This window comes from Staphylococcus sp. CoH_129_LAB_1 (genome assembly GCF_058191515.1).
Genome location: NZ_JBXWKZ010000016.1, coordinates 1 through 19,144, shown reverse-complemented (window position 1 = coordinate 19,144; position 19,144 = coordinate 1). Strand labels below are relative to the sequence as shown.

The 19,144-nt window shown below is 31.0% G+C and carries 23 protein-coding genes and 2 other annotated features; of the genes, 21 read left to right on the top strand and 2 right to left on the bottom strand.

The features are described 5' to 3' along the window. The first annotated feature begins 8 nt into the window (after positions 1-8). Positions 9-1,292, top strand: a complete 1,284-nt coding sequence (gene hemL, locus AC2FB1_RS06375) for a glutamate-1-semialdehyde 2,1-aminomutase (protein WP_490674442.1) — start codon at positions 9-11, stop codon at positions 1,290-1,292. A gap of 103 nt (positions 1,293-1,395) precedes the next feature. Next, positions 1,396-2,463, top strand: coding sequence for an AbrB family transcriptional regulator (locus AC2FB1_RS06370; protein WP_490674441.1), 1,068 nt, complete (start codon positions 1,396-1,398; stop codon positions 2,461-2,463). 53 nt (positions 2,464-2,516) lie between these two features. Here the strand turns inward: AC2FB1_RS06370 and AC2FB1_RS06365 are convergent, their stop codons facing one another. Continuing rightward, the gene (locus AC2FB1_RS06365; RefSeq protein WP_490674440.1) at positions 2,517-3,074 is read right to left on the bottom strand and encodes a DNA-3-methyladenine glycosylase I; all 558 of its coding nucleotides are present in this window, start codon (positions 3,072-3,074) and stop codon (positions 2,517-2,519) included. Between the two features lie 58 nt (positions 3,075-3,132). Next, positions 3,133-3,359 (top strand) — a binding site (T-box leader). Positions 3,360-3,398: 39 nt separating this feature from the next. On the opposite strand from AC2FB1_RS06365, the gene AC2FB1_RS06360 reads away from it, so the two are divergent. From AC2FB1_RS06360 to AC2FB1_RS06340, 5 genes are all read left to right on the top strand, one after another. Continuing rightward, positions 3,399-6,029: a valine--tRNA ligase gene (locus AC2FB1_RS06360; protein ID WP_490674439.1), complete on the top strand. Its 2,631-nt coding sequence runs from the start codon at positions 3,399-3,401 to the stop codon at positions 6,027-6,029. 11 nt (positions 6,030-6,040) lie between these two features. After that, the gene (locus tag AC2FB1_RS06355) at positions 6,041-7,309 is read left to right on the top strand and encodes a bifunctional folylpolyglutamate synthase/dihydrofolate synthase (protein WP_490674438.1); all 1,269 of its coding nucleotides are present in this window, start codon (positions 6,041-6,043) and stop codon (positions 7,307-7,309) included. A gap of 281 nt (positions 7,310-7,590) precedes the next feature. Next, complete coding sequence (locus AC2FB1_RS06350) at positions 7,591-8,250, top strand: prepilin peptidase (protein ID WP_490674468.1); 660 nt, start codon at positions 7,591-7,593, stop codon at positions 8,248-8,250. Positions 8,251-8,273: 23 nt separating this feature from the next. Continuing rightward, positions 8,274-8,951 carry a RadC family protein gene (gene radC, locus AC2FB1_RS06345; protein WP_490674437.1) on the top strand — a complete coding sequence of 226 codons (678 nt, stop codon included), beginning with the start codon at positions 8,274-8,276 and terminating at the stop codon, positions 8,949-8,951. A 79-nt stretch (positions 8,952-9,030) separates the two neighbouring features. Beyond that, positions 9,031-9,312 carry a hypothetical protein gene (locus AC2FB1_RS06340; RefSeq protein ID WP_490674436.1) on the top strand — a complete coding sequence of 94 codons (282 nt, stop codon included), beginning with the start codon at positions 9,031-9,033 and terminating at the stop codon, positions 9,310-9,312. 80 nt (positions 9,313-9,392) lie between these two features. Here the strand turns inward: AC2FB1_RS06340 and AC2FB1_RS06335 are convergent, their stop codons facing one another. Beyond that, positions 9,393-9,572: a hypothetical protein gene (locus AC2FB1_RS06335; protein WP_490674435.1), complete on the bottom strand. Its 180-nt coding sequence runs from the start codon at positions 9,570-9,572 to the stop codon at positions 9,393-9,395. A 167-nt stretch (positions 9,573-9,739) separates the two neighbouring features. On the opposite strand from AC2FB1_RS06335, the gene AC2FB1_RS06330 reads away from it, so the two are divergent. From AC2FB1_RS06330 to yajC, 14 genes are all read left to right on the top strand, one after another. Then, complete coding sequence (locus tag AC2FB1_RS06330; protein WP_490674434.1) at positions 9,740-10,210, top strand: DUF4930 family protein; 471 nt, start codon at positions 9,740-9,742, stop codon at positions 10,208-10,210. Between the two features lie 79 nt (positions 10,211-10,289). Then, positions 10,290-10,418, top strand: a complete 129-nt coding sequence (locus AC2FB1_RS06325) for a hypothetical protein (protein WP_017176153.1) — start codon at positions 10,290-10,292, stop codon at positions 10,416-10,418. 189 nt (positions 10,419-10,607) lie between these two features. Then, positions 10,608-11,441: a rod shape-determining protein MreC gene (mreC, locus tag AC2FB1_RS06320; RefSeq protein ID WP_490674433.1), complete on the top strand. Its 834-nt coding sequence runs from the start codon at positions 10,608-10,610 to the stop codon at positions 11,439-11,441. Next, on the top strand, positions 11,441-11,941 hold the full coding sequence (mreD, locus tag AC2FB1_RS06315; protein ID WP_490674432.1) for a rod shape-determining protein MreD: 501 nt from the start codon (positions 11,441-11,443) through the stop codon (positions 11,939-11,941). Before mreC ends, mreD begins: the two co-directional genes overlap by 1 nt. Positions 11,942-11,995: 54 nt before the next feature. After that, positions 11,996-12,080 (top strand) — a sequence feature (ribosomal protein L21 leader region). A 13-nt stretch (positions 12,081-12,093) separates the two neighbouring features. Further along, a complete protein-coding gene (gene rplU, locus AC2FB1_RS06310; RefSeq protein ID WP_002448968.1) occupies positions 12,094-12,402 on the top strand; it encodes a 50S ribosomal protein L21 in 309 nt (102 codons plus the stop codon). Between the two features lie 2 nt (positions 12,403-12,404). After that, complete coding sequence (locus AC2FB1_RS06305) at positions 12,405-12,725, top strand: ribosomal-processing cysteine protease Prp (RefSeq protein WP_070715618.1); 321 nt, start codon at positions 12,405-12,407, stop codon at positions 12,723-12,725. A gap of 11 nt (positions 12,726-12,736) precedes the next feature. Further along, entirely contained in the window at positions 12,737-13,021 is a 285-nt protein-coding gene (rpmA, locus tag AC2FB1_RS06300; protein ID WP_002449010.1) for a 50S ribosomal protein L27, read from the top strand. 144 nt (positions 13,022-13,165) lie between these two features. Continuing rightward, the gene (gene obgE / locus AC2FB1_RS06295) at positions 13,166-14,458 is read left to right on the top strand and encodes a GTPase ObgE (protein WP_490674431.1); all 1,293 of its coding nucleotides are present in this window, start codon (positions 13,166-13,168) and stop codon (positions 14,456-14,458) included. A 12-nt stretch (positions 14,459-14,470) separates the two neighbouring features. Then, positions 14,471-14,926, top strand: coding sequence for an ACT domain-containing protein (locus AC2FB1_RS06290; protein ID WP_490674430.1), 456 nt, complete (start codon positions 14,471-14,473; stop codon positions 14,924-14,926). Between the two features lie 11 nt (positions 14,927-14,937). Next, positions 14,938-15,543, top strand: a complete 606-nt coding sequence (gene ruvA / locus AC2FB1_RS06285) for a Holliday junction branch migration protein RuvA (RefSeq protein WP_490674429.1) — start codon at positions 14,938-14,940, stop codon at positions 15,541-15,543. A 29-nt stretch (positions 15,544-15,572) separates the two neighbouring features. Next, entirely contained in the window at positions 15,573-16,568 is a 996-nt protein-coding gene (ruvB, locus tag AC2FB1_RS06280; protein WP_490674428.1) for a Holliday junction branch migration DNA helicase RuvB, read from the top strand. 9 nt (positions 16,569-16,577) lie between these two features. Then, on the top strand, positions 16,578-17,603 hold the full coding sequence (queA, locus tag AC2FB1_RS06275) for a tRNA preQ1(34) S-adenosylmethionine ribosyltransferase-isomerase QueA (protein WP_490674427.1): 1,026 nt from the start codon (positions 16,578-16,580) through the stop codon (positions 17,601-17,603). A gap of 19 nt (positions 17,604-17,622) precedes the next feature. Beyond that, a complete protein-coding gene (gene tgt / locus AC2FB1_RS06270; RefSeq protein WP_490674426.1) occupies positions 17,623-18,762 on the top strand; it encodes a tRNA guanosine(34) transglycosylase Tgt in 1,140 nt (379 codons plus the stop codon). Between the two features lie 16 nt (positions 18,763-18,778). Continuing rightward, on the top strand, positions 18,779-19,039 hold the full coding sequence (yajC, locus tag AC2FB1_RS06265; protein ID WP_490674425.1) for a preprotein translocase subunit YajC: 261 nt from the start codon (positions 18,779-18,781) through the stop codon (positions 19,037-19,039). Positions 19,040-19,144 lie beyond the last annotated feature (105 nt).

The window sequence follows — 19,144 nt, the reverse complement described above, 5'->3', positions numbered from 1 at the left end:
ACGAGTTAATGACTTATGAAAAATCACAAGAAGCAATGCACATTGCTGAAACACTTATGCCTGGTGGTGTCAATAGCCCTGTAAGAGCATTTAAATCAGTAGATACACCAGCAATTTTTATGGATCATGGTGAAGGTTCGAAAATTTATGATATAGATGGCAATGAATACATTGATTATGTATTAAGCTGGGGACCATTAATTTTAGGTCATAAAAATAAACAAGTCATTAGTAAATTACATGATGCTGTAGATAAAGGCACTAGTTTTGGTGCTTCAACACTAGAAGAAAATAAATTAGCTGAACTTGTAATTGAAAGAGTGCCTTCAATTGAAAAAGTAAGAATGGTTTCTTCAGGTACTGAAGCTACTTTAGCGGCATTGAGACTTGCTAGAGGTTATACTGGTAAAAATAAAATCGTTAAGTTTGAAGGATGCTATCATGGACATAGTGATTCTTTGCTTATCAAAGCAGGTTCTGGTGTAGCAACTTTAGGTCTTCCAGATTCACCAGGAGTACCTGAAGGCACAGCTAAAAACACAATTACAGTACCTTATAATGATTTAGAGGCGATTAAAGTAGCATTTGAAAATTATGGAGATGATATTGCTGGTGTGATAGTAGAACCAGTTGCAGGAAATATGGGGGTTGTTCCTCCTAAAAAAGGTTTCTTAGAAGGATTAAGGGAAGTCACTAAAGAATATGGTTCTTTACTTATCTTTGATGAAGTCATGACAGGTTTCCGAGTAGGGTATAACTGTGCTCAAGGTTATTTTGGTGTGACACCAGATATCACATGCTTAGGAAAAGTGATTGGCGGTGGTTTACCTGTAGGTGCTTTTGGAGGCAAAAAAGAAATTATGGATAAAATTGCCCCAGTAGGTAATATTTATCAAGCGGGAACTCTGTCTGGTAATCCTTTAGCAATGACAAGTGGTTATGAAACACTAAATCAATTAACGCCTGAATCATATGAGTATTTCCAAGAATTAGGCGATATATTAGAAAAAGGACTTAAAGAGGTATTTGCTAAACACAATGTTCCTATTACAGTAAATAGAGCTGGTTCTATGATTGGTTATTTCTTAAATAAAGGACCTGTAACCAACTTTGAAGAAGCGAATCAAAGTGATTTAGAGCTATTTAGTAATATGTATAGAGAAATGGCTAAAGAAGGCATATTCTTACCACCTTCTCAATTTGAAGGAACATTCTTATCTACTGCACATACTAAAGAAGATATCGAAAAAACGATTCATGCTTTTGATAATGCATTAAGCAGAATTGTTTAATATTTAAAAGTTAATATAATAAAAGTGGAACAAAGATGAGATTATATCACCGTTCCACTTTTTTTAATTTAAATGCTTTTAGTATAGAAAGAAGTGATAATGTTTGAGACGAATTTGGCTAAATAATATTATTTTATTATTAATAGCAATCATAATTAGTTTAATATTAAAAGCATCTCATATACTTTTGCCATTTATGTTTGGGCCTATTATAGCCTCGATTATTGTGGTTAAAGTGCTAAAATTAAATGTCAAATGGCCATTTTGGATTAGTCAAATTGGCTTAGTATTACTCGGAGTACAAATCGGTTCGACTTTTACGTCAAAAGTCATTAATGATATCAAAAATGATTGGTCAATCATTGTCATAGTGACTGTCTTGCTCATTACGTTATCATTATTGATTGCTTATTTTTTTAAAAAAATTGCAAGAGTCAATACTGAAACTGCTATATTGAGTGTTATACCTGGCGCTTTAAGCCAAATGTTAATTATGGCTGAAGAAGATAAAAAAGCGAATATCTTAGTTGTAAGTTTGACTCAAACTTCTAGAGTTATTTTTGTAGTAGTACTTGTACCACTTATTACTTTTTTATTTAGCAATTCATCATCTAGTGAAGAAATGATTCATAAAGCAACACCATTAACAAAAGCCTTAAATGTTCCACAAATTGCTTTAATTATGATTATTATAGCTATTGTTTATTTCTTTATGTCGAAAATAAATTTCCCAACAAAACAATTATTAGCTCCAATTGCTGTTTTAATTGTTTGGAACTTATCTACACATATGACTTTTACTTTAGATAACTATATTCTTGCTTCTGCACAAGTGATTTATATGATTAGAATTGGCTTACAAATTGCACATTTACTAAGTGATTTAAAAGGACGCATTGCCATAGCAATTATATATCAAAATATATGTTTAATTTTAGGTTCATTTTTGATGGTCTTTATTGTTCATTTGTTCACTCATCATCCATTAAACGAATTATTTTTAGGTGGGGCGCCTGGAGGAATGAGTCAAATTGTGTTAGTTGCCATAGCTACTGGTGCAGATGTTGCTAAGATATCAAGTTTTCATATTTTTAGAATATTTTTTATATTATTTTTAGTAGCACCAATAATTAATTACTTTTTAAAACGACAAAAAATTGATGATAAATAAAAGGGAGTGAAACAGCGAATTCAAAATGAATTCTGTCTCACTCCTTTCAATATTTAATGATTAGGTTTTGAAGGACATCCTTCTAAATGAGCATCATATAAACCAGCCGCTTCCATAAAAGAGAATACTGTTACAGGGCCTATAAACTTAAAACCATAAGCTTTTAAATCTTTTGAAAGTTGTTTTGCTCTTTCATCAACAGTGATACGTTCTGAAGGAGTTTTATAGTGCAAATCAATAGGATGTCCATCAACATATGACCATAAAAATTTACTGAAACTACCATATTCTTTTTCAATTTGTAAATAACCTTTGGCTTGAGATACTATGGCTTCTAGTTTCTTTCTATTATGTATGATATTTGGAAAAGTCATTAAAGCATCAATATCCTTCACAGTCATTTTTGAAATTTTGATAGGATCAAAATGATAAAAAGCTTTTTCGTAATCCTCTTTCTTTTTTAATATGGTTAACCAAGATAAACCAGCATGTTGAGATTCAAGTGCAAGTAATTTGAAAAGTGAAAGACTATTAAAATCAGGTTGTCCCCATACCTTATCATGATATTCTAAATAAACAGGGTTCTTTGTTCCAAAGGCACATGCGTTCATAAATATTCCTCCAAAAGATTGACTTATCATTGCTTTCTATTATACTATTAATTAGTAATTAAATATATTTTTTGGGAAGAGTACGTTTGATACTTATTAAAGAGAGCATATGGATGGTGTAAATATGTATAAGGATCAAACTGAAGGTAGCCCACAAGTTCTTTTATTGAATACATATATAATAGTAGGTAAAAGCGTGTATGAGCGTTAATCATAAATAAGTGCAAGAAGATATTAAGGTATCGTCTTGAATTTAGGTGGTACCACGGAGCATCCGTCCTATACATTAGGAAGGATGCTTTTTTATTTTAGGAGGTTATATCAATGAAAATGGAATCAAAGTATAATCCTCGTGAAGTTGAAGCGGGGCGTTATGAAGAATGGGTGAAAAATGAATATTTTAAACCTCTAGAAGATGAATCTAGAGAAACATATACTATTGTTATTCCACCACCAAATGTAACTGGTAAATTACATTTAGGACATGCTTGGGATACAACATTACAAGATATTATTACTCGAATGAAACGTATGCAAGGATACGATACACTGTATTTACCTGGTATGGACCATGCAGGTATTGCAACACAAGCTAAAGTAGATGCTAAATTAAAGGAACAAGGTATTTCTCGTCATGATATAGGACGTGAAAAATTTTTAGAACATGCTTGGTCTTGGAAAGAAGAATATGCATCTTTTATTCGTAAACAATGGGCTAAATTAGGCTTAGGTCTTGATTATAGTAGAGAACGTTTTACTCTTGATGATGGATTAAGTAAAGCAGTTAGAAAAGTATTTGTCGATTTATATAACAAGGGTATTATTTATCGTGGAGAGCGTATTATAAACTGGGACCCAGTTGCACGTACTGCATTATCAGATATAGAAGTGATTCATGAAGATGTTCAAGGTCATTTTTACCATTTTAAATATCCTTATGCTGACGGTAATGGTTATATTGAAATAGCTACGACTCGTCCTGAAACTATGCTAGGTGATACTGCTATTGTGGTTAATCCACATGATGATCGTTATAAAGATGTTATCGGCAAAAAAGTGATTTTACCGATTGTAGGTAGAGAATTACCAATTTTAGCAGATGAGTATGTTGATATTGAATTTGGTAGTGGTGCTATGAAAGTAACACCGGCACATGATCCTAATGACTTCGAAATTGGTCAAAGACATAAGTTAGAAAACATTATTGTTATGGATGAAAATGGAAAAATGAACGACAATGCAGATCAATATGCTGGTTTAGACCGCTTCGAATGTCGTAAAAAATTAGTAGAAGATTTAAAAGCTCAAGAATTGGTAATTAAAATTGAAGAACATATGCATTCTGTTGGTCATTCGGAACGTTCTGGTGCAGTAGTAGAACCTTATTTATCTACACAATGGTTTGTAAAAATGAAACCACTTGCACAACAAGCACTAGATAATCAAAAAACAGATAATCGAATTGATTTTTATCCACCACGTTTTGAAAATACATTTAACCGTTGGATGGAAGAAATTAGAGATTGGACAATTTCTAGACAATTATGGTGGGGTCACCAAATTCCAGCTTGGTATCATAATGAAACAGGCGAGGTTTATGTTGGTGAAGAAGCACCAGCTGATATCGAAAATTGGACTCAAGATGAAGATGTGTTAGATACATGGTTCTCAAGTGCATTATGGCCATTTTCAACTTTAGGTTGGCCTAATGAAGAAGTAAAAGATTACCAACATTACTATCCAACGAATGTTCTTGTAACTGGTTATGATATTATCTTCTTCTGGGTAGCAAGAATGATTTTCCAAGGATTAGAATTTACTGGTAAACGACCATTTAATGATGTACTTCTTCATGGCCTAGTAAGAGCTGAAGACGGTCGTAAAATGAGTAAATCACTCGGTAATGGTGTAGACCCAATGGATGTCATCGAAAAATACGGAGCAGATAGTTTACGCTACTTCTTAGCAACTGGTTCTTCTCCAGGAAACGACTTACGTTATTCTACTGAAAAAGTTGAATCTGTGTGGAACTTTATTAATAAAATTTGGAACGGTGCTCGCTTTAGCTTGATGAATATTGGAGAGGACTTTAAAGTAGAAGATATTGATTTATCTGGTAATCTATCTTTAGCGGATAAATGGATTTTGACTCGATTAAATGAAACAATAGAGACGGTTACAAACCTAAGTGAAAAATATGAATTTGGTGAAGTTGGACGTGCTCTATACAACTTTATTTGGGATGAATTCTGCGATTGGTATATTGAAATGAGTAAAATTCCAATGAACGGTGAAGATGAAGGTCAAAAACAAACAACACGTTCTGTGCTAAGTTATACACTTGATCAAATAATGAGAATGTTACATCCATTTATGCCATTTGTAACTGAAAAAATTTGGCAAAGTTTACCACATGAAGGAGAAACAATTGTAAAAGCAGCTTGGCCAACAGTTAAAGAAGAATTTGTGTTTGATGAAAGTAAACAAACAATGGAACAATTAGTTGAAATTATTAAATCTGTGAGACAATCACGAGTAGAAGTAAATACACCACTTTCTAAATCAATTCCTATTCTGATTCAGGCTAAAAATGAAGAAACTAAAGTAACTTTAGAAGAAAATGCCGATTATATTCATAGATTTTGTAATCCAAGTGAATTAACTATTGATACAAATATAGATATTCCTGAAAAAGCAATGACGGCGGTAGTTGTTGCTGGTAAAGTAGTTTTACCATTAGAGGGACTTATCGATATGGATAAAGAAATTGAACGCTTAGAGAAAGAATTAGACAAACTTCAAAAAGAGTTAGACCGTGTTGATAAAAAATTATCAAATGAGAATTTTGTTAATAAAGCACCTGAAAAGATTATAAATGAAGAGCGTGAAAAGCAACAAAAATATCAAGAAAAATATAATGGTGTTAAAAACAGAATTGAACAATTAAAAGCATAGGAGAATTGTCAATGAACTACCTAGATAGTTTATATTGGATACATGAGCGCACTAAGTTTGGTATTAAACCTGGTGTTAAAAGAATGGAATGGATGCTTAACCACTTAAATAATCCTCAATTAAATATTCGCGGTATTCATGTGGGTGGAACAAACGGAAAAGGTTCTACAGTAGCTTATTTAAGAGCTGCATTAGTTGAGAATGGATATGAAGTCGGAACATTTACTTCTCCTTTTATTGAAACATTTAACGAACGAATTAGTTTAAATGGTTATCCAATTTCAAATGACGAAATAGTTGAACTAGTAGAACGAGTTAAACCAGTAAGTGAAGCGTTAGAACAAGAAACTGAACTCGGCTCCGCAACAGAATTTGAAATTATAACAACAATGATGTTTTTATATTTTGGGGACATACATCCTGTAGATTTCGTTATTGTAGAAGCGGGACTAGGAATTAAAAATGATTCAACTAATGTGTTTAATCCTATTCTTTCAATTTTGACAAGTATAGGATTAGATCACACTGATATTTTAGGAAGTACTTATTTAGATATCGCAAAAGATAAAGGTGCAATCATTAAACCTAATGTACCAGTCATTTATGCAGTGAAAAATGAGGAAGCTTTAAAATATATTCGCGGTTTAGCGGAAAATCAGAACGCAAAGCCAATTGAACTTGATAGAGAAATCATTATTATATCTGAAGATGATGAGTTTACTTATAGATATAAAGATTATGAGTTAGAAACAATTCTCTTAGATATGATAGGTGAGCATCAAAAAGAAAATGCTTCATTAGCTATTACAGCTCTAATAGAGTTGAATGAAGAAAATATTATTGAATTAGATTTTAATAAAATGATTGATGCTATTGAAAGTGTTTGTTGGACAGGGCGTATTGAGCAGGTTAAAGAAAGCCCTCTTATTATAATTGATGGAGCGCATAATAATGAAAGTGTGGAAGCATTAGTTTCAACAATCAAAAATTATTATGATCTTGAGAAAATGGATGTTTTATTTTCGGCAATTAAAGGTAAACCTGTGATGGAAATGTTAAGTAAATTACAAAACTTAGCTAGTACATTTTATTTTACTGAATTTGATTTTCATAAAGCCTTGTCTAAAAAAGAATTACTTGAAAGTATAGATACTGATAATATCGAATATATTGATAACTATGTTGATTTTATAAATCGTTATGATGGTAATGGTTTATTGATTACGGGTAGCTTATATTTTATAAGTGAAGTGAAATCGAAAGTTAAATTTGATTCATAATATATAATATTTTAAATATCTAAATATAGCTATAAGGAAAGTTAAAATGAAACTTCCTTATAGCTTTTTTTATTAATTATAGAATTGATGTGATTAAGAGTAATCTAGTTATTTTCTAAGATGATTTATTCGTATTTATCAAATTTAAAATGCTTTCAAGAAGATAAGTTTATTTTTTGAAATGAATTTAATGTAACCGATCAATATAACATTTACTTAGACCTTATTTTAGTTATAATGAATGATAAGAGGTGGTTAGAATAATATTATTATTAGCATTTATGTGTAGTGTGATATTTAGTTTTTTATATCAATTTTCGAGTGTAGAGGATGTAAATCTTCAATATTTCAAACAACGTTCACAATGTGATTATTGTCATACACTATTAAAATGGTTTGACACAATACCATTATTAAGTTTCATATACTTAAAAGGACACTCAAGATGTTGTTCAAACACTTTAAAAAGATCCTATTTTATTGGCGAAGTATTATCGTTTCTTATTGTGCCGTATGTATTATTTACACACATACATATAAATTATTCTCTCTTTATATTAACTTGTTTAATGTTAATAACGATGTCTATAACTGATATTGAAACATTAACAATCAACAGTAACTTAATCCTCGTTTTTTTCTTTACTGGTATATATATTTCTTCAGTACATTATATTTCATTTATAATTATTTTCTTTCTATTACACACATTTTTTCTGTTGAATCCAAAAAGTATAGGTTACGGTGATATTTTATTACTTAGTTTACTTTCTTTATTTTATACTTATGAATTTATGCTTCATCTATTATTGTTAACTTGTGTAATTAGTATAGTTTTTTTTATTATTATGTATCGTTTTATGATTCATAAAATCCCACTTATTCCTTTTATCTCAATCTCCTATATTGTATTAATTAATTTTTCCGATAATATTATGTAACTAATAAAGAAAAGGTGATGTTTTTGAAAATTAAAGATATGGCTAAAAGTGAGCTTCCTAGAGAAAGACTTATTCAATATGGTGAAAAAAGTTTATCTAATAGTGAACTATTAGCAATTTTAATTAATACTGGACGACAAGGATGTTCAAGTATTGATATTGCAAATGAGATTATTAATAAAGTGAATAATTTAAAAGAATTGAAGTTACTTTCAATAAATGATTTGTTAAAAATAAAAGGCATAGGGAGACATAAAGCAGTAACATTAAAAGCAGCTTTTGAATTGGGAGAAAGAATAAATAAACGTAATTCGATTGAAAAAGTAAAGATTAAATCTCCTGAAGATGTCGCAGATATGATGATGTCTAAAATGAAAGATTTGACTCAAGAGCATTTAATTGCTTTATTTTTAAATACTAAAAATGTAGTGATTAAAGAAGAAACTATATTTATAGGAACATTAAATTCTTCAGTAATACATCCTAGAGAAGTCTTTAATGCTGCCATTAGAGCTTCAAGTAATGCAGTAATTGTGATTCATAATCATCCATCTGGAGATGTGACTCCTTCAAAAGAAGATATTGCTACTACAATTAGACTTAAAGAATGTGGTCAAATTCTAGGTATTGAATTACTCGATCACATTATTATCGGTGATCAAAAATTTACTAGTCTGGTAGAAGAAGGATACTTCGTATAAGAAATTAAAACGTTTTTATAGTCTCGTTGTTAAAAATTTAGTATAATAGGTCCTAAATAAATTATTTAGAAGGTGCAAGATGACGCTATTTTTAATCATAGGAATTTTAATACCTATTATTTACATAATGAGATTGAATATTAAACAAAAAACAATTCGTTTAAAAGAAATGTTTAATACTGTGCTGTTATCAATTGTTGGTATAACAATTTTTTCTTTTATCGGAGTATTCGTAAATCACTCGCATACTCAATTATATCTATTACTCATTAGTGATATAGTAACTGGAACGATATTTGGGTTACTATTATCAGCTATATACAAAATTTATGAATATTTGTCTCAAAGCAATCGAAAATAAAGCTAGTTAACTTTTTGTAAAATACAATCACAGAGCAATTAGGATTGAATCATTTACATTGAAAAGTAACTAGCTTTTAATTATCTTATATAAGCTGAAAGCACATTAAAATTTTCTAAAATCCAAAGTATGCCTTGATAGGCTAAATATAATCCTAGAATGATAAAGGTAGCAGAAATTAAAAATCTTAAAAGTGCAAAACCTACTTTAAAAAGTATAACTGCAAGCAAGATAAGTAAAATAATTGTAAGAATGTTCATTTCTCACACTCCTCTAAATTAATTTTACAAGTTATATTTATTATTATAATATATTTTAACAAAATGTTAATCAGTCTTTAGAATTTACTTAATTTACTTCTTTAGACCGATGGATAAAACCTATTTTATATTTATAATGATTTAGATTTAAAATTGGAGGGATTTTATTGCGAACGTTTTTTAGCATTTTTAAAAATATAGTAGCAGTTATTGCAATCCTCGGTATTGTATATTTTGCATTAAAATATGCCCCTTTTTTAAGAGAACAGGACTGGAATCCAATGAATCAATCTCTCAATAATCAATTTGGACCTGCGCCAAGTAACCAAACATCAACACCAGTGCCCACGAATGGTAAAAGTTATGTCATAGAAGAAAATAATTTACTTCAAAATATTCCTGACAATCAAACGAGAAATGTATTTAAATTTATAGATAAAAAAGAATTTATGGAAGTTTCTGGTTTAGGAAGAATGGGATTTAATGACCACTATATTGCGGGGCAAAGAAATAATGAATTTATCATTTACAAATTCGGAAGTGAGACGATTAAAGTATTTAGTACGGAAATTGAAATGGAACAAGAATTAAATCGTCTAGGACAATCAATAACTTTAAAAACTCAAAATGAGTATTAATAAATATAATTTGAAAAAAATAAATAAATGCGTTAGTGTCTAAATAGATATTATAATCATTTGAAGGTTGGTGTAATATATGTCTGAACAATCTAAAGAAAAACAAGCAAATGAACAAGCAAAAGCACAAAATTTATTTTCTAAATGGAGAAAAGATGAAACGCTCTATGAAGAAGATAAAAAAGATAAGCCGAATAAAGAATCATAAAATTAAAAGAAAATTGTATAATTCAATATGATGTTATTTGATAGGAACAAGTATTAGGATTTAAAGAAGATTCTAACTTGTTCCTTTTTTATTATTTGAATATAATATTTTATATTATTCTTTATTTCAATCTTAGAGTAATATAAAATAGAATATAATAGTTTAAAATAAAAAATAGAGGTGTTATGAGTGATAAATTTTTTCAAAAATAACAAGTTAATTGTTGTTTTTTGTGCAATAATTATTTTTATTGCATTGATTGGTTTGTCCATTCGTTCACAAACTCAATCACCTCCTGAGCAATATGTGGGGGACTCAGTATCATTTGGTCAGAGAGTAATTAGTTACCCAGTAAATTTTGTGACTGGAGCAATTGGTAACTTTTTTAATTCTAACAAATCTAGTAATAAAGAAGTTAATCAATTAAAAGCAAAAAATGAGGCATTAGAAGCTGAAAATAAAAACTTAAAAAAAGAACTTGATATGACCGATGCTTCAAAATACGATGCAATTTCGGGTGCTGTTATAGCACGTAATCCAGATCAGTGGATGAATACCGTAATTATTGATAAAGGTAAAAAAGCTGGTGTAAGCAATAACATGGCAGTGTTTACAAGTGATGGCTTAGTAGGAAGAATAACAAAAGTAAATCAATTTTCTTCTCAAGTTGATTTACTCTCAACGAATACAAGAGCTGGAAAATTATCAGTCAATATTCAACATCATTCTAAAAATGTTTTTGGATTAATTGATCACTATGATATTAAAAAACAAGAGTTAATTATTAGTAATATCAATAATAAAGATAAAATTTCAGAAGGTGATAAAGTAGTAACAAGTGGATTAGCTGATCAATTGCCAAGTGACTTATACATAGGAGAAGTGACGAAGGTAGAAAATGATGAATATGGTTTAGCAAAAGAAGTGAGGGTGAAAACTGGAGCTAACTTATCAGATATTCAACATGTATATATAGCGAAAAGAAGTAATAATATGGATATCAATGAAAGTGAGAATCGATAATGAAAACGTTCGTATATATAATTATCGGTATCATCGTTTTTTATCTTGATGCGCTTATTGGTTTAGTCATTCCATTTCATATAGGCAACTTAACATTTATCTTAGTTCCTCATTTAACTTTAATGTATCTAATACTTTTATCAATTTATAGACCGTTTATGGTTACTTTATTATTAAGTATTTTTTTAGGTGTTATTACTGACATTTACTTTGGTAGTGTCTATGGGTTATATATGTTTGGTTATATATTCATAGTAACAATATTTAATAAATTCTTGAAAATTTTTTACCGAGATTACATGATGGTTTATTGGTTCAGTATTGTTGGCGTAGTGATTCTTGAAATATTTGTAGCAATCATATACTCTATCATTGGCTATGCTGAATTTGATTTACTAAACTTTATATTACTTCGTGTTATTCCAACACTGATATTAAATATTGTTTTATTGATTATTTTTATGCCTATATTCTTGAAAATTTTTAAAAAGCCGATATAATAGATTGACATTGAATATAAGTAATGGTAAGATGCAGTAGTTGAGTAGTTTTATAGCTACATACAACCGCACAAATACAGGTTTAAGCGTTAAAATATTATTATTTTATCACCTGTATATGGCGTGACTTATAATTATAGGAGGTGCAAGGTATGTTTGCTATTATCGAAACTGGCGGTAAACAAATTAAAGTAGAAGAAGGTCAAGAAATCTTCGTTGAAAAATTAGATGTTAATGAAGGTGATTCATTCACATTTGATAAAGTATTATTTGTAGGTGGAGATTCAGTTAAAGTTGGTGCTCCAACTGTTGAGGGTGCTACAGTAACTGCTACTGTAAATAAACAAGGTCGTGGTAAAAAAATTACTGTTTTCACTTACAAACGTCGTAAAGATTCAAAACGTAAAAAAGGTCATCGTCAACCTTATACTAAATTAACAATTGATAAAATCAACGCTTAATTATGATTACTGTTGATATTTCAATTAATGATGAAGGTAAAGTAACAGACGTCATTATGGATGGACATGCTAATCATGGTGATTATGGCTATGATATTGTTTGTGCAGGTGCCTCAGCTGTTCTTTTTGGAAGTGTAAATGCCATTTTGAGTTTAACTTCTGAAAAGCCGGATATTGATTATAATGATGATGGAGGTCATTTCCATATTAGATCAGTAGACACTAACAATGAGCAAGCACAATTAATTCTTCAAGCAATGCTTGTTTCTTTACAAACGATTGAAGATGAATATAATGAAAATATCAGATTAAATTATAAGTGAGGTGTATCCCGATGTTAAAATTAAACTTACAATTCTTCGCATCTAAAAAAGGGGTAAGTTCTACAAAAAACGGTCGTGACTCAGAATCTAAACGTTTAGGTGCTAAACGTGCAGACGGTCAATTCGTAACAGGTGGCTCAATTTTATATCGTCAACGCGGTACTAAAATTTATGCTGGTGAAAATGTAGGTCGTGGTGGCGATGATACATTATTCGCTAAAATCGACGGCGTTGTGCGTTTTGAACGTAAAGGTCGCGACAAAAAACAAGTTTCTGTATATGCAGTAGCTGAATAATTTTTGTCTAGTTAACACCAGAAGTGAAGACTTCTGGTGTTTTATTTTTTGTTTAAAAGTTATTATAATAGAATTTATCATTTTAGAGTTAATGATATAATATTAGCGATAAATTAATAAAATATATAAAAAGAGGTGAGATATATGTTTGTCGATCAAGTTAAAATATCTCTAAAAGCTGGCGATGGAGGTAATGGAATTACGGCTTATCGTAGAGAAAAATATGTACCATTTGGTGGTCCTGCCGGTGGTGATGGAGGTAAAGGTGCTTCAGTTATTTTTGAAGTTGATGAAGGCTTAAGAACACTGTTAGATTTCAGATTTCAACGTCATTTTAAGGCTAAAAAAGGTGAAAATGGTCAAAGCAGTAATATGCATGGTAAAAATGCTGAAGATTTAGTTTTAAAAGTGCCACCTGGTACAATTATTAAAAGTGTAGAAACTGAAGAGGTTTTAGCAGATCTAGTCGAAGAAGGGCAACGTGCAGTCATTGCTCGAGGAGGCCGAGGAGGCCGAGGAAACTCACGTTTTGCAACACCTCGAAATCCAGCTCCAGACTTTAGTGAAAATGGAGAACCTGGGGAAGAATTAGATGTTACCTTGGAATTAAAGCTACTTGCTGATGTGGGACTCGTTGGATTCCCAAGTGTAGGAAAATCAACATTATTATCTATTGTATCTAAGGCAAAACCTAAAATTGGCGCTTACCATTTTACTACAATAAAACCTAATTTAGGTGTGGTTTCAACACCTGATCATAGAAGTTTTGTTATGGCAGATTTACCTGGTTTAATCAAAGGTGCTTCAGAAGGTGTTGGTTTAGGTCATCAATTTTTACGTCATGTTGAGAGAACGAAAGTAATCGTTCATATGATAGATATGAGTGGTTCTGAAGGTAGGGATCCATTTGAAGATTATCAAATTATCAATAAAGAATTGGTAAATTATAAACAAAGATTAGAGGATAGACCTCAAATTATAGTAGCAAATAAAATGGATATACCAGAATCAAAGGATAACCTAGAATTATTTAAAGAAGAAATTGACAAAGATGTAACTATTGTTCCAATTTCTACAATTACAAGAGATAATATTGATCAATTACTATATACAATTGCTGATAAATTAGAAGAAGTAAAAGACATTGACTTTAGTGTAGAAGAAGACGAAGACGCAGGAGTCAATCGTGTACTATATAAACATACACCATCTCAAGATAAATTTACGATTACAAGAGATGATGATGGTGCTTATGTAGTAAGCGGTAATGCAATTGAACGTATGTTCAAAATGACAGACTTTAATAGTGATCCAGCAGTAAGACGATTTGCACGTCAAATGCGCTCTATGGGTATTGATGATGCACTTAGAGAGCGTGGATGTAGTAATGGTGATATTGTTAGAATACTTGGAGGAGAATTTGAATTCGTCGAATAGGAGGACGTTTAAGTGGACAGTAAAGATTATAAAAAGTTTTATTTAATACGGGAAGACGTTTTACCAGAATCAGTGGTTAAAACGCTGAAGATTAAAGATGCCTTAAAAAATGATTCAACACTGTCCATTTACGAAGCAGTTAAACAGTTTAATCTGTCACGGAGTGCTTTTTATAAATATAGAGAGACTATTTTTCCTGTAGATGAAAAGATTTTGGAACATCGTGAGTTCACCTTAATTCTCTATGTTAATGATATTGTAGGAATGCTTGCTCAAGTATTACAAACTATTTCAGAATTAGATTTATCCGTTTTAACTATTCATCAAAGTGTTCCAATGGAAGAAAAAGCAACGATTACACTCTCTTTGAGTGCAAAAGATCAATCATTATCAATAGAAAAAGTTATGGGCACTTTGAGAAACATTCAACATGTTTATAAAGTTGAATTAATTAGTATGAGTATGTAAGGAAGGTATCTATGTACGCTTATATAAAAGGACATTTGTCTCAGCTGTTTCCAACACATATTGTTGTAGAAACGTCAAATGGTATCGGTTATGAAATTCAAACTCCCAATTCATATCGATTTCAAAAATATTTAAATCAAAAATGTAAAGTATTTACTTCACTAATTGTAAGAGAAGACGCACAATTACTATATGGTTTTATTAGCGAAGAAGAAAAAGATATGTTCTTAAGCTTAATAAAAGTGACAGGTATAGGCCCTAAATCTGCTTTAGCTATTCTAGCAACAAGTACACCAAACGAAGTTAAACGTGCCATTGAAAATGAAAATGACGCTTATCTAACGAAATTTCCTGGTATAGGTAAAAAGACTGCACGACAAATTGTATTGGATTTAAAAGGTAAAGTTAAAATTACAGAAGAAACTAGTGAAACCTTATTACAGGTTGACGGACAAGTTAAAGAAAATGACAATTTAATTAATGAAGCGTTATTAGCGCTTGCAGCTTTAGGATACTCTAAAAGAGAACTATCTAAAGTTGAAAAAGTGCTTAATAAAACAGCTGTTCAGTCTGTCGATGAAGCGGTTAAAATTGGTTTGAAAACACTTGTATCTTAATATTATGAATGATAACTGGGGGGATAAATATGGATGATAGAATGGTAGATCAATCATTACACAATGAAGAATCTTCTTTCGAATTCTCACTCAGACCAACTAATTTAAAACAATATATTGGACAATCATCGATAAAAAATAATTTAGAAGTTTTTATAAAAGCGGCTAAATTAAGAGATGAACCATTAGATCATGTATTACTTTTTGGTCCTCCAGGATTAGGTAAAACAACACTTTCAAATATTATTGCAAATGAAATGGAAGTAAATATAAGAACTGTATCTGGTCCATCATTAGAGCGACCTGGAGATTTAGCAGCGATTTTATCTGGATTACAACCTGGTGATGTTTTATTTATTGATGAAATACATCGATTAAGTAGTGTAGTAGAAGAAGTTTTATACTCTGCTATGGAAGATTTCTTCTTAGATATTATTATTGGTAAAGGTGATGAAGCACGTAGTATACGTATTGATTTACCACCATTTACATTAGTAGGCGCGACAACACGTGCAGGAAGTTTAACAGGTCCATTAAGAGATCGATTTGGCGTTCATTTAAGATTAGAGTACTATTCGGATGTAGATTTGAAAGAAATTATTATTCGAACTGCTGAGGTGTTAGGTACAAATATTGATGATGAAAGTGCAATTGAGCTTGCTAAACGTTCAAGAGGAACACCTCGTGTTGCAAATCGATTATTAAAGAGAGTAAGAGATTTTCAACAAGTAAATGAAGATGAACAAATTTATATTGAAACAACAAAGCAAGCTTTAAACTTATTACAAGTGGATGAAGAAGGTTTAGATTATATTGATCATAAAATGATGAATTGTATTATTAATCAATATAATGGTGGTCCAGTGGGACTTGATACGATAGCAGTGTCTATTGGAGAAGAACGTATTACAATTGAAGATGTATATGAACCTTTTTTAATACAAAAAGGATTTATAGAACGAACACCAAGAGGTAGAAAAGCAACACCATTTGCCTATGAACATTTCAAAAAAATTAAAGAATGAGGGAATAATATGAACGTTGAGGAGTTTGATTATCATTTACCTGAATCGTTAATTGCTCAGACGCCTTTAAAAAATAGAGATCAAAGTAGATTACTTGTGCTAGGTAGAGAGACAGGAAAGATTGAACATAAACATTTTACAGATGTTATTGATTATTTTAAGCCAGGAGATACATTAGTATTAAATGACACACGTGTAATGCCGGCACGTTTATTCGGTTTAAAAGAAGAAACAGGTGCGAAGGTAGAAATGCTAATGCTTACTAGGATAGAGGGAAATGACTGGGAAGTATTATTAAAACCAGCGAAACGTATTAAAGTAGGTAATACTTTATCATTTGGTGAGGGGAAAATCATTGCTGAATGTATAAAAGAGTTAGAACAAGGTGGACGTATTATGCGTCTTCATTATGAAGGTATTTTAGAAGAACGTTTAGATGAGTTAGGAGAAATGCCTTTACCCCCTTATATTAAAGAGCGTTTAGATGATCCGGATCGATATCAAACTGTGTATGCTAAAGAAAGTGGTTCTGCTGCAGCACCAACTGCAGGATTACATTTTACAGATGAACTTTTGCAAAAAATAAAAGATAAAGGTGTTAATATAGCATTTATTACACTACATGTTGGCCTAGGTACTTTTAGACCAGTAAGTGTAGAGGATATCAATGATCATGAAATGCATAGTGAATACTATCAAATGACTGAAGAAACTGCAGATATTCTAAATCAAACTAAAGAGAATGGTCATAGAATTATTTCTGTAGGTACAACTTCTACCAGAACGTTAGAAACAATTCGTCGTGATTATGAGCAATTTATTGCAACAAGTGGTTGGACAGATATATTTATTTATCCGGGATTTGAATATAAAGCCATAGATGGATTGATTACTAATTTCCACTTGCCTAAGTCAACATTAGTGATGTTAGTCTCTGCTTTTAGTAGTCGAGAATATATTTTACATGCTTATAAAGAAGCGGTAAAACTTAAATATAGATTCTTTAGTTTTGGAGATGCAATGTTAATAATTTAATGAATGAGAGGTACAGATTATGCCAGCAGTAACTTATGAGCACATTAAAACATGTAAGCAATCAGGTGCACGTTTAGGTATTGTTCATACACCCCATGGCTCATTTGAAACACCTATGTTCATGCCAGTAGGTACGAAAGCAACGGTTAAAACAATGAGTCCAGAAGAGTTAAGACAAATTGAAGCTAAAATTATATTGGGAAATACGTATCATTTGTGGTTACAACCTGGAAATGATATTATCAAACAAGCTGGGGGCTTACATAAGTTCATGAATTGGGATGGCCCTATTCTTACAGATTCTGGTGGTTTCCAAGTATTTAGTTTGAGTAATCTTAGAAAAATATCAGAAGAGGGTGTAGAATTTAGACACCACACAAATGGCTCTAAGTTGTTTTTAAGCCCAGAAAAATCAATGCAAATTCAAAATGACTTAGGTTCAGATATTATGATGGCATTTGATGAGTGTCCGCCTATGCCTGCTGAATATAAATACGTAAAAGATTCCATTGAACGAACAACGAGATGGGCTAAACGATGTCTTGAAGCACATCAACGTCCAGAAGATCAAGCATTATTTGGTATAATACAAGGTGGAGAGTACAAAGATTTAAGAGAACAAAGTGCTAAAGAACTTGTATCATTGGATTTTCCTGGATATGCTATTGGTGGTTTATCTGTAGGTGAACCAAAACCAGTGATGTATGACATGGTTGAACATACAGTTCAATTTATGCCAGAAGATAAACCTAGATACTTAATGGGAGTAGGTTCACCTGATGCATTAATAGAATGCAGCATTCGTGGTATGGATATGTTTGATTGTGTGTTACCAACACGCATAGCTAGAAATGGAACATGTATGACCTCGCAAGGAAGATTAGTTATAAAAAATGCTAAATATGCAGATGATTTTAGTCCTATAGATGAAAATTGTGATTGCTATACTTGTAAGAATTATACACGTGCATATATTAGACATTTAATTAAAGCAGAGGAAACGTTTGGTATCCGTCTTACTACTATTCATAATTTACATTTTCTGCTAAAATTAATGGAAGATATTAGACAAGCCATTCGAGAAGATCGTTTATTAGATTTTAAAGCAGAGTTTTTTGAACAATATGGACTAAATGTAGAGAACCCTAAAAACTTTTAATAAGGAGAACAACATAATGAATGTTTCAGCATTAATCTTGCCTATAATTTTAATTATAGTTTTTTATTTCTTTTTAATAAGACCACAACAAAAACGAGCAAAAGAGCATCGTGAAATGATTAGTCGTATTGAAGCAGGTCAAAAAATCACAACAATTGGTGGAATCAAAGGAACAGTCAAAGCTGTGGATGAAACATCAGTGGTGATTACAGTAAATGGTCATGGGACTGAAATGACATTTGAAAAACCTGCGATCAAACAAGTTGATCCATCATAAATTATAATAAAAAAACATTCCAGACTACTAGGCACTGAACCCTTAAAATGGGAACTTAATAAAAACACTATGTTCTAGGCTGCTAATTCTCTGTATTTTACAGGG

What these genes read in the sequence shown, in the direction of transcription:
- queA (WP_490674427.1), top strand. Translation starts at nt 16,578, where the DNA reads ATGAACGTTGAGGAGTTTGATTATCATTTACCTGAATCGTTAATTGCT.
- mreD (WP_490674432.1), top strand. Translation starts at nt 11,441, where the DNA reads ATGAAAACGTTCGTATATATAATTATCGGTATCATCGTTTTTTATCTT.
- AC2FB1_RS06355 (WP_490674438.1), top strand. Translation starts at nt 6,041, where the DNA reads ATGAACTACCTAGATAGTTTATATTGGATACATGAGCGCACTAAGTTT.
- AC2FB1_RS06340 (WP_490674436.1), top strand. Translation starts at nt 9,031, where the DNA reads ATGACGCTATTTTTAATCATAGGAATTTTAATACCTATTATTTACATA.
- yajC (WP_490674425.1), top strand. Translation starts at nt 18,779, where the DNA reads ATGAATGTTTCAGCATTAATCTTGCCTATAATTTTAATTATAGTTTTT.
- AC2FB1_RS06360 (WP_490674439.1), top strand. Translation starts at nt 3,399, where the DNA reads ATGAAAATGGAATCAAAGTATAATCCTCGTGAAGTTGAAGCGGGGCGT.
- ruvB (WP_490674428.1), top strand. Translation starts at nt 15,573, where the DNA reads ATGGATGATAGAATGGTAGATCAATCATTACACAATGAAGAATCTTCT.
- AC2FB1_RS06350 (WP_490674468.1), top strand. Translation starts at nt 7,591, where the DNA reads ATGTGTAGTGTGATATTTAGTTTTTTATATCAATTTTCGAGTGTAGAG.
- AC2FB1_RS06325 (WP_017176153.1), top strand. Translation starts at nt 10,290, where the DNA reads ATGTCTGAACAATCTAAAGAAAAACAAGCAAATGAACAAGCAAAAGCA.
- tgt (WP_490674426.1), top strand. Translation starts at nt 17,623, where the DNA reads ATGCCAGCAGTAACTTATGAGCACATTAAAACATGTAAGCAATCAGGT.
- AC2FB1_RS06305 (WP_070715618.1), top strand. Translation starts at nt 12,405, where the DNA reads ATGATTACTGTTGATATTTCAATTAATGATGAAGGTAAAGTAACAGAC.
- AC2FB1_RS06365 (WP_490674440.1), bottom strand. Translation starts at nt 3,074, where the DNA reads ATGAACGCATGTGCCTTTGGAACAAAGAACCCTGTTTATTTAGAATAT.
- rpmA (WP_002449010.1), top strand. Translation starts at nt 12,737, where the DNA reads ATGTTAAAATTAAACTTACAATTCTTCGCATCTAAAAAAGGGGTAAGT.
- obgE (WP_490674431.1), top strand. Translation starts at nt 13,166, where the DNA reads ATGTTTGTCGATCAAGTTAAAATATCTCTAAAAGCTGGCGATGGAGGT.
- ruvA (WP_490674429.1), top strand. Translation starts at nt 14,938, where the DNA reads ATGTACGCTTATATAAAAGGACATTTGTCTCAGCTGTTTCCAACACAT.
- AC2FB1_RS06335 (WP_490674435.1), bottom strand. Translation starts at nt 9,572, where the DNA reads ATGAACATTCTTACAATTATTTTACTTATCTTGCTTGCAGTTATACTT.
- hemL (WP_490674442.1), top strand. Translation starts at nt 9, where the DNA reads ATGACTTATGAAAAATCACAAGAAGCAATGCACATTGCTGAAACACTT.
- rplU (WP_002448968.1), top strand. Translation starts at nt 12,094, where the DNA reads ATGTTTGCTATTATCGAAACTGGCGGTAAACAAATTAAAGTAGAAGAA.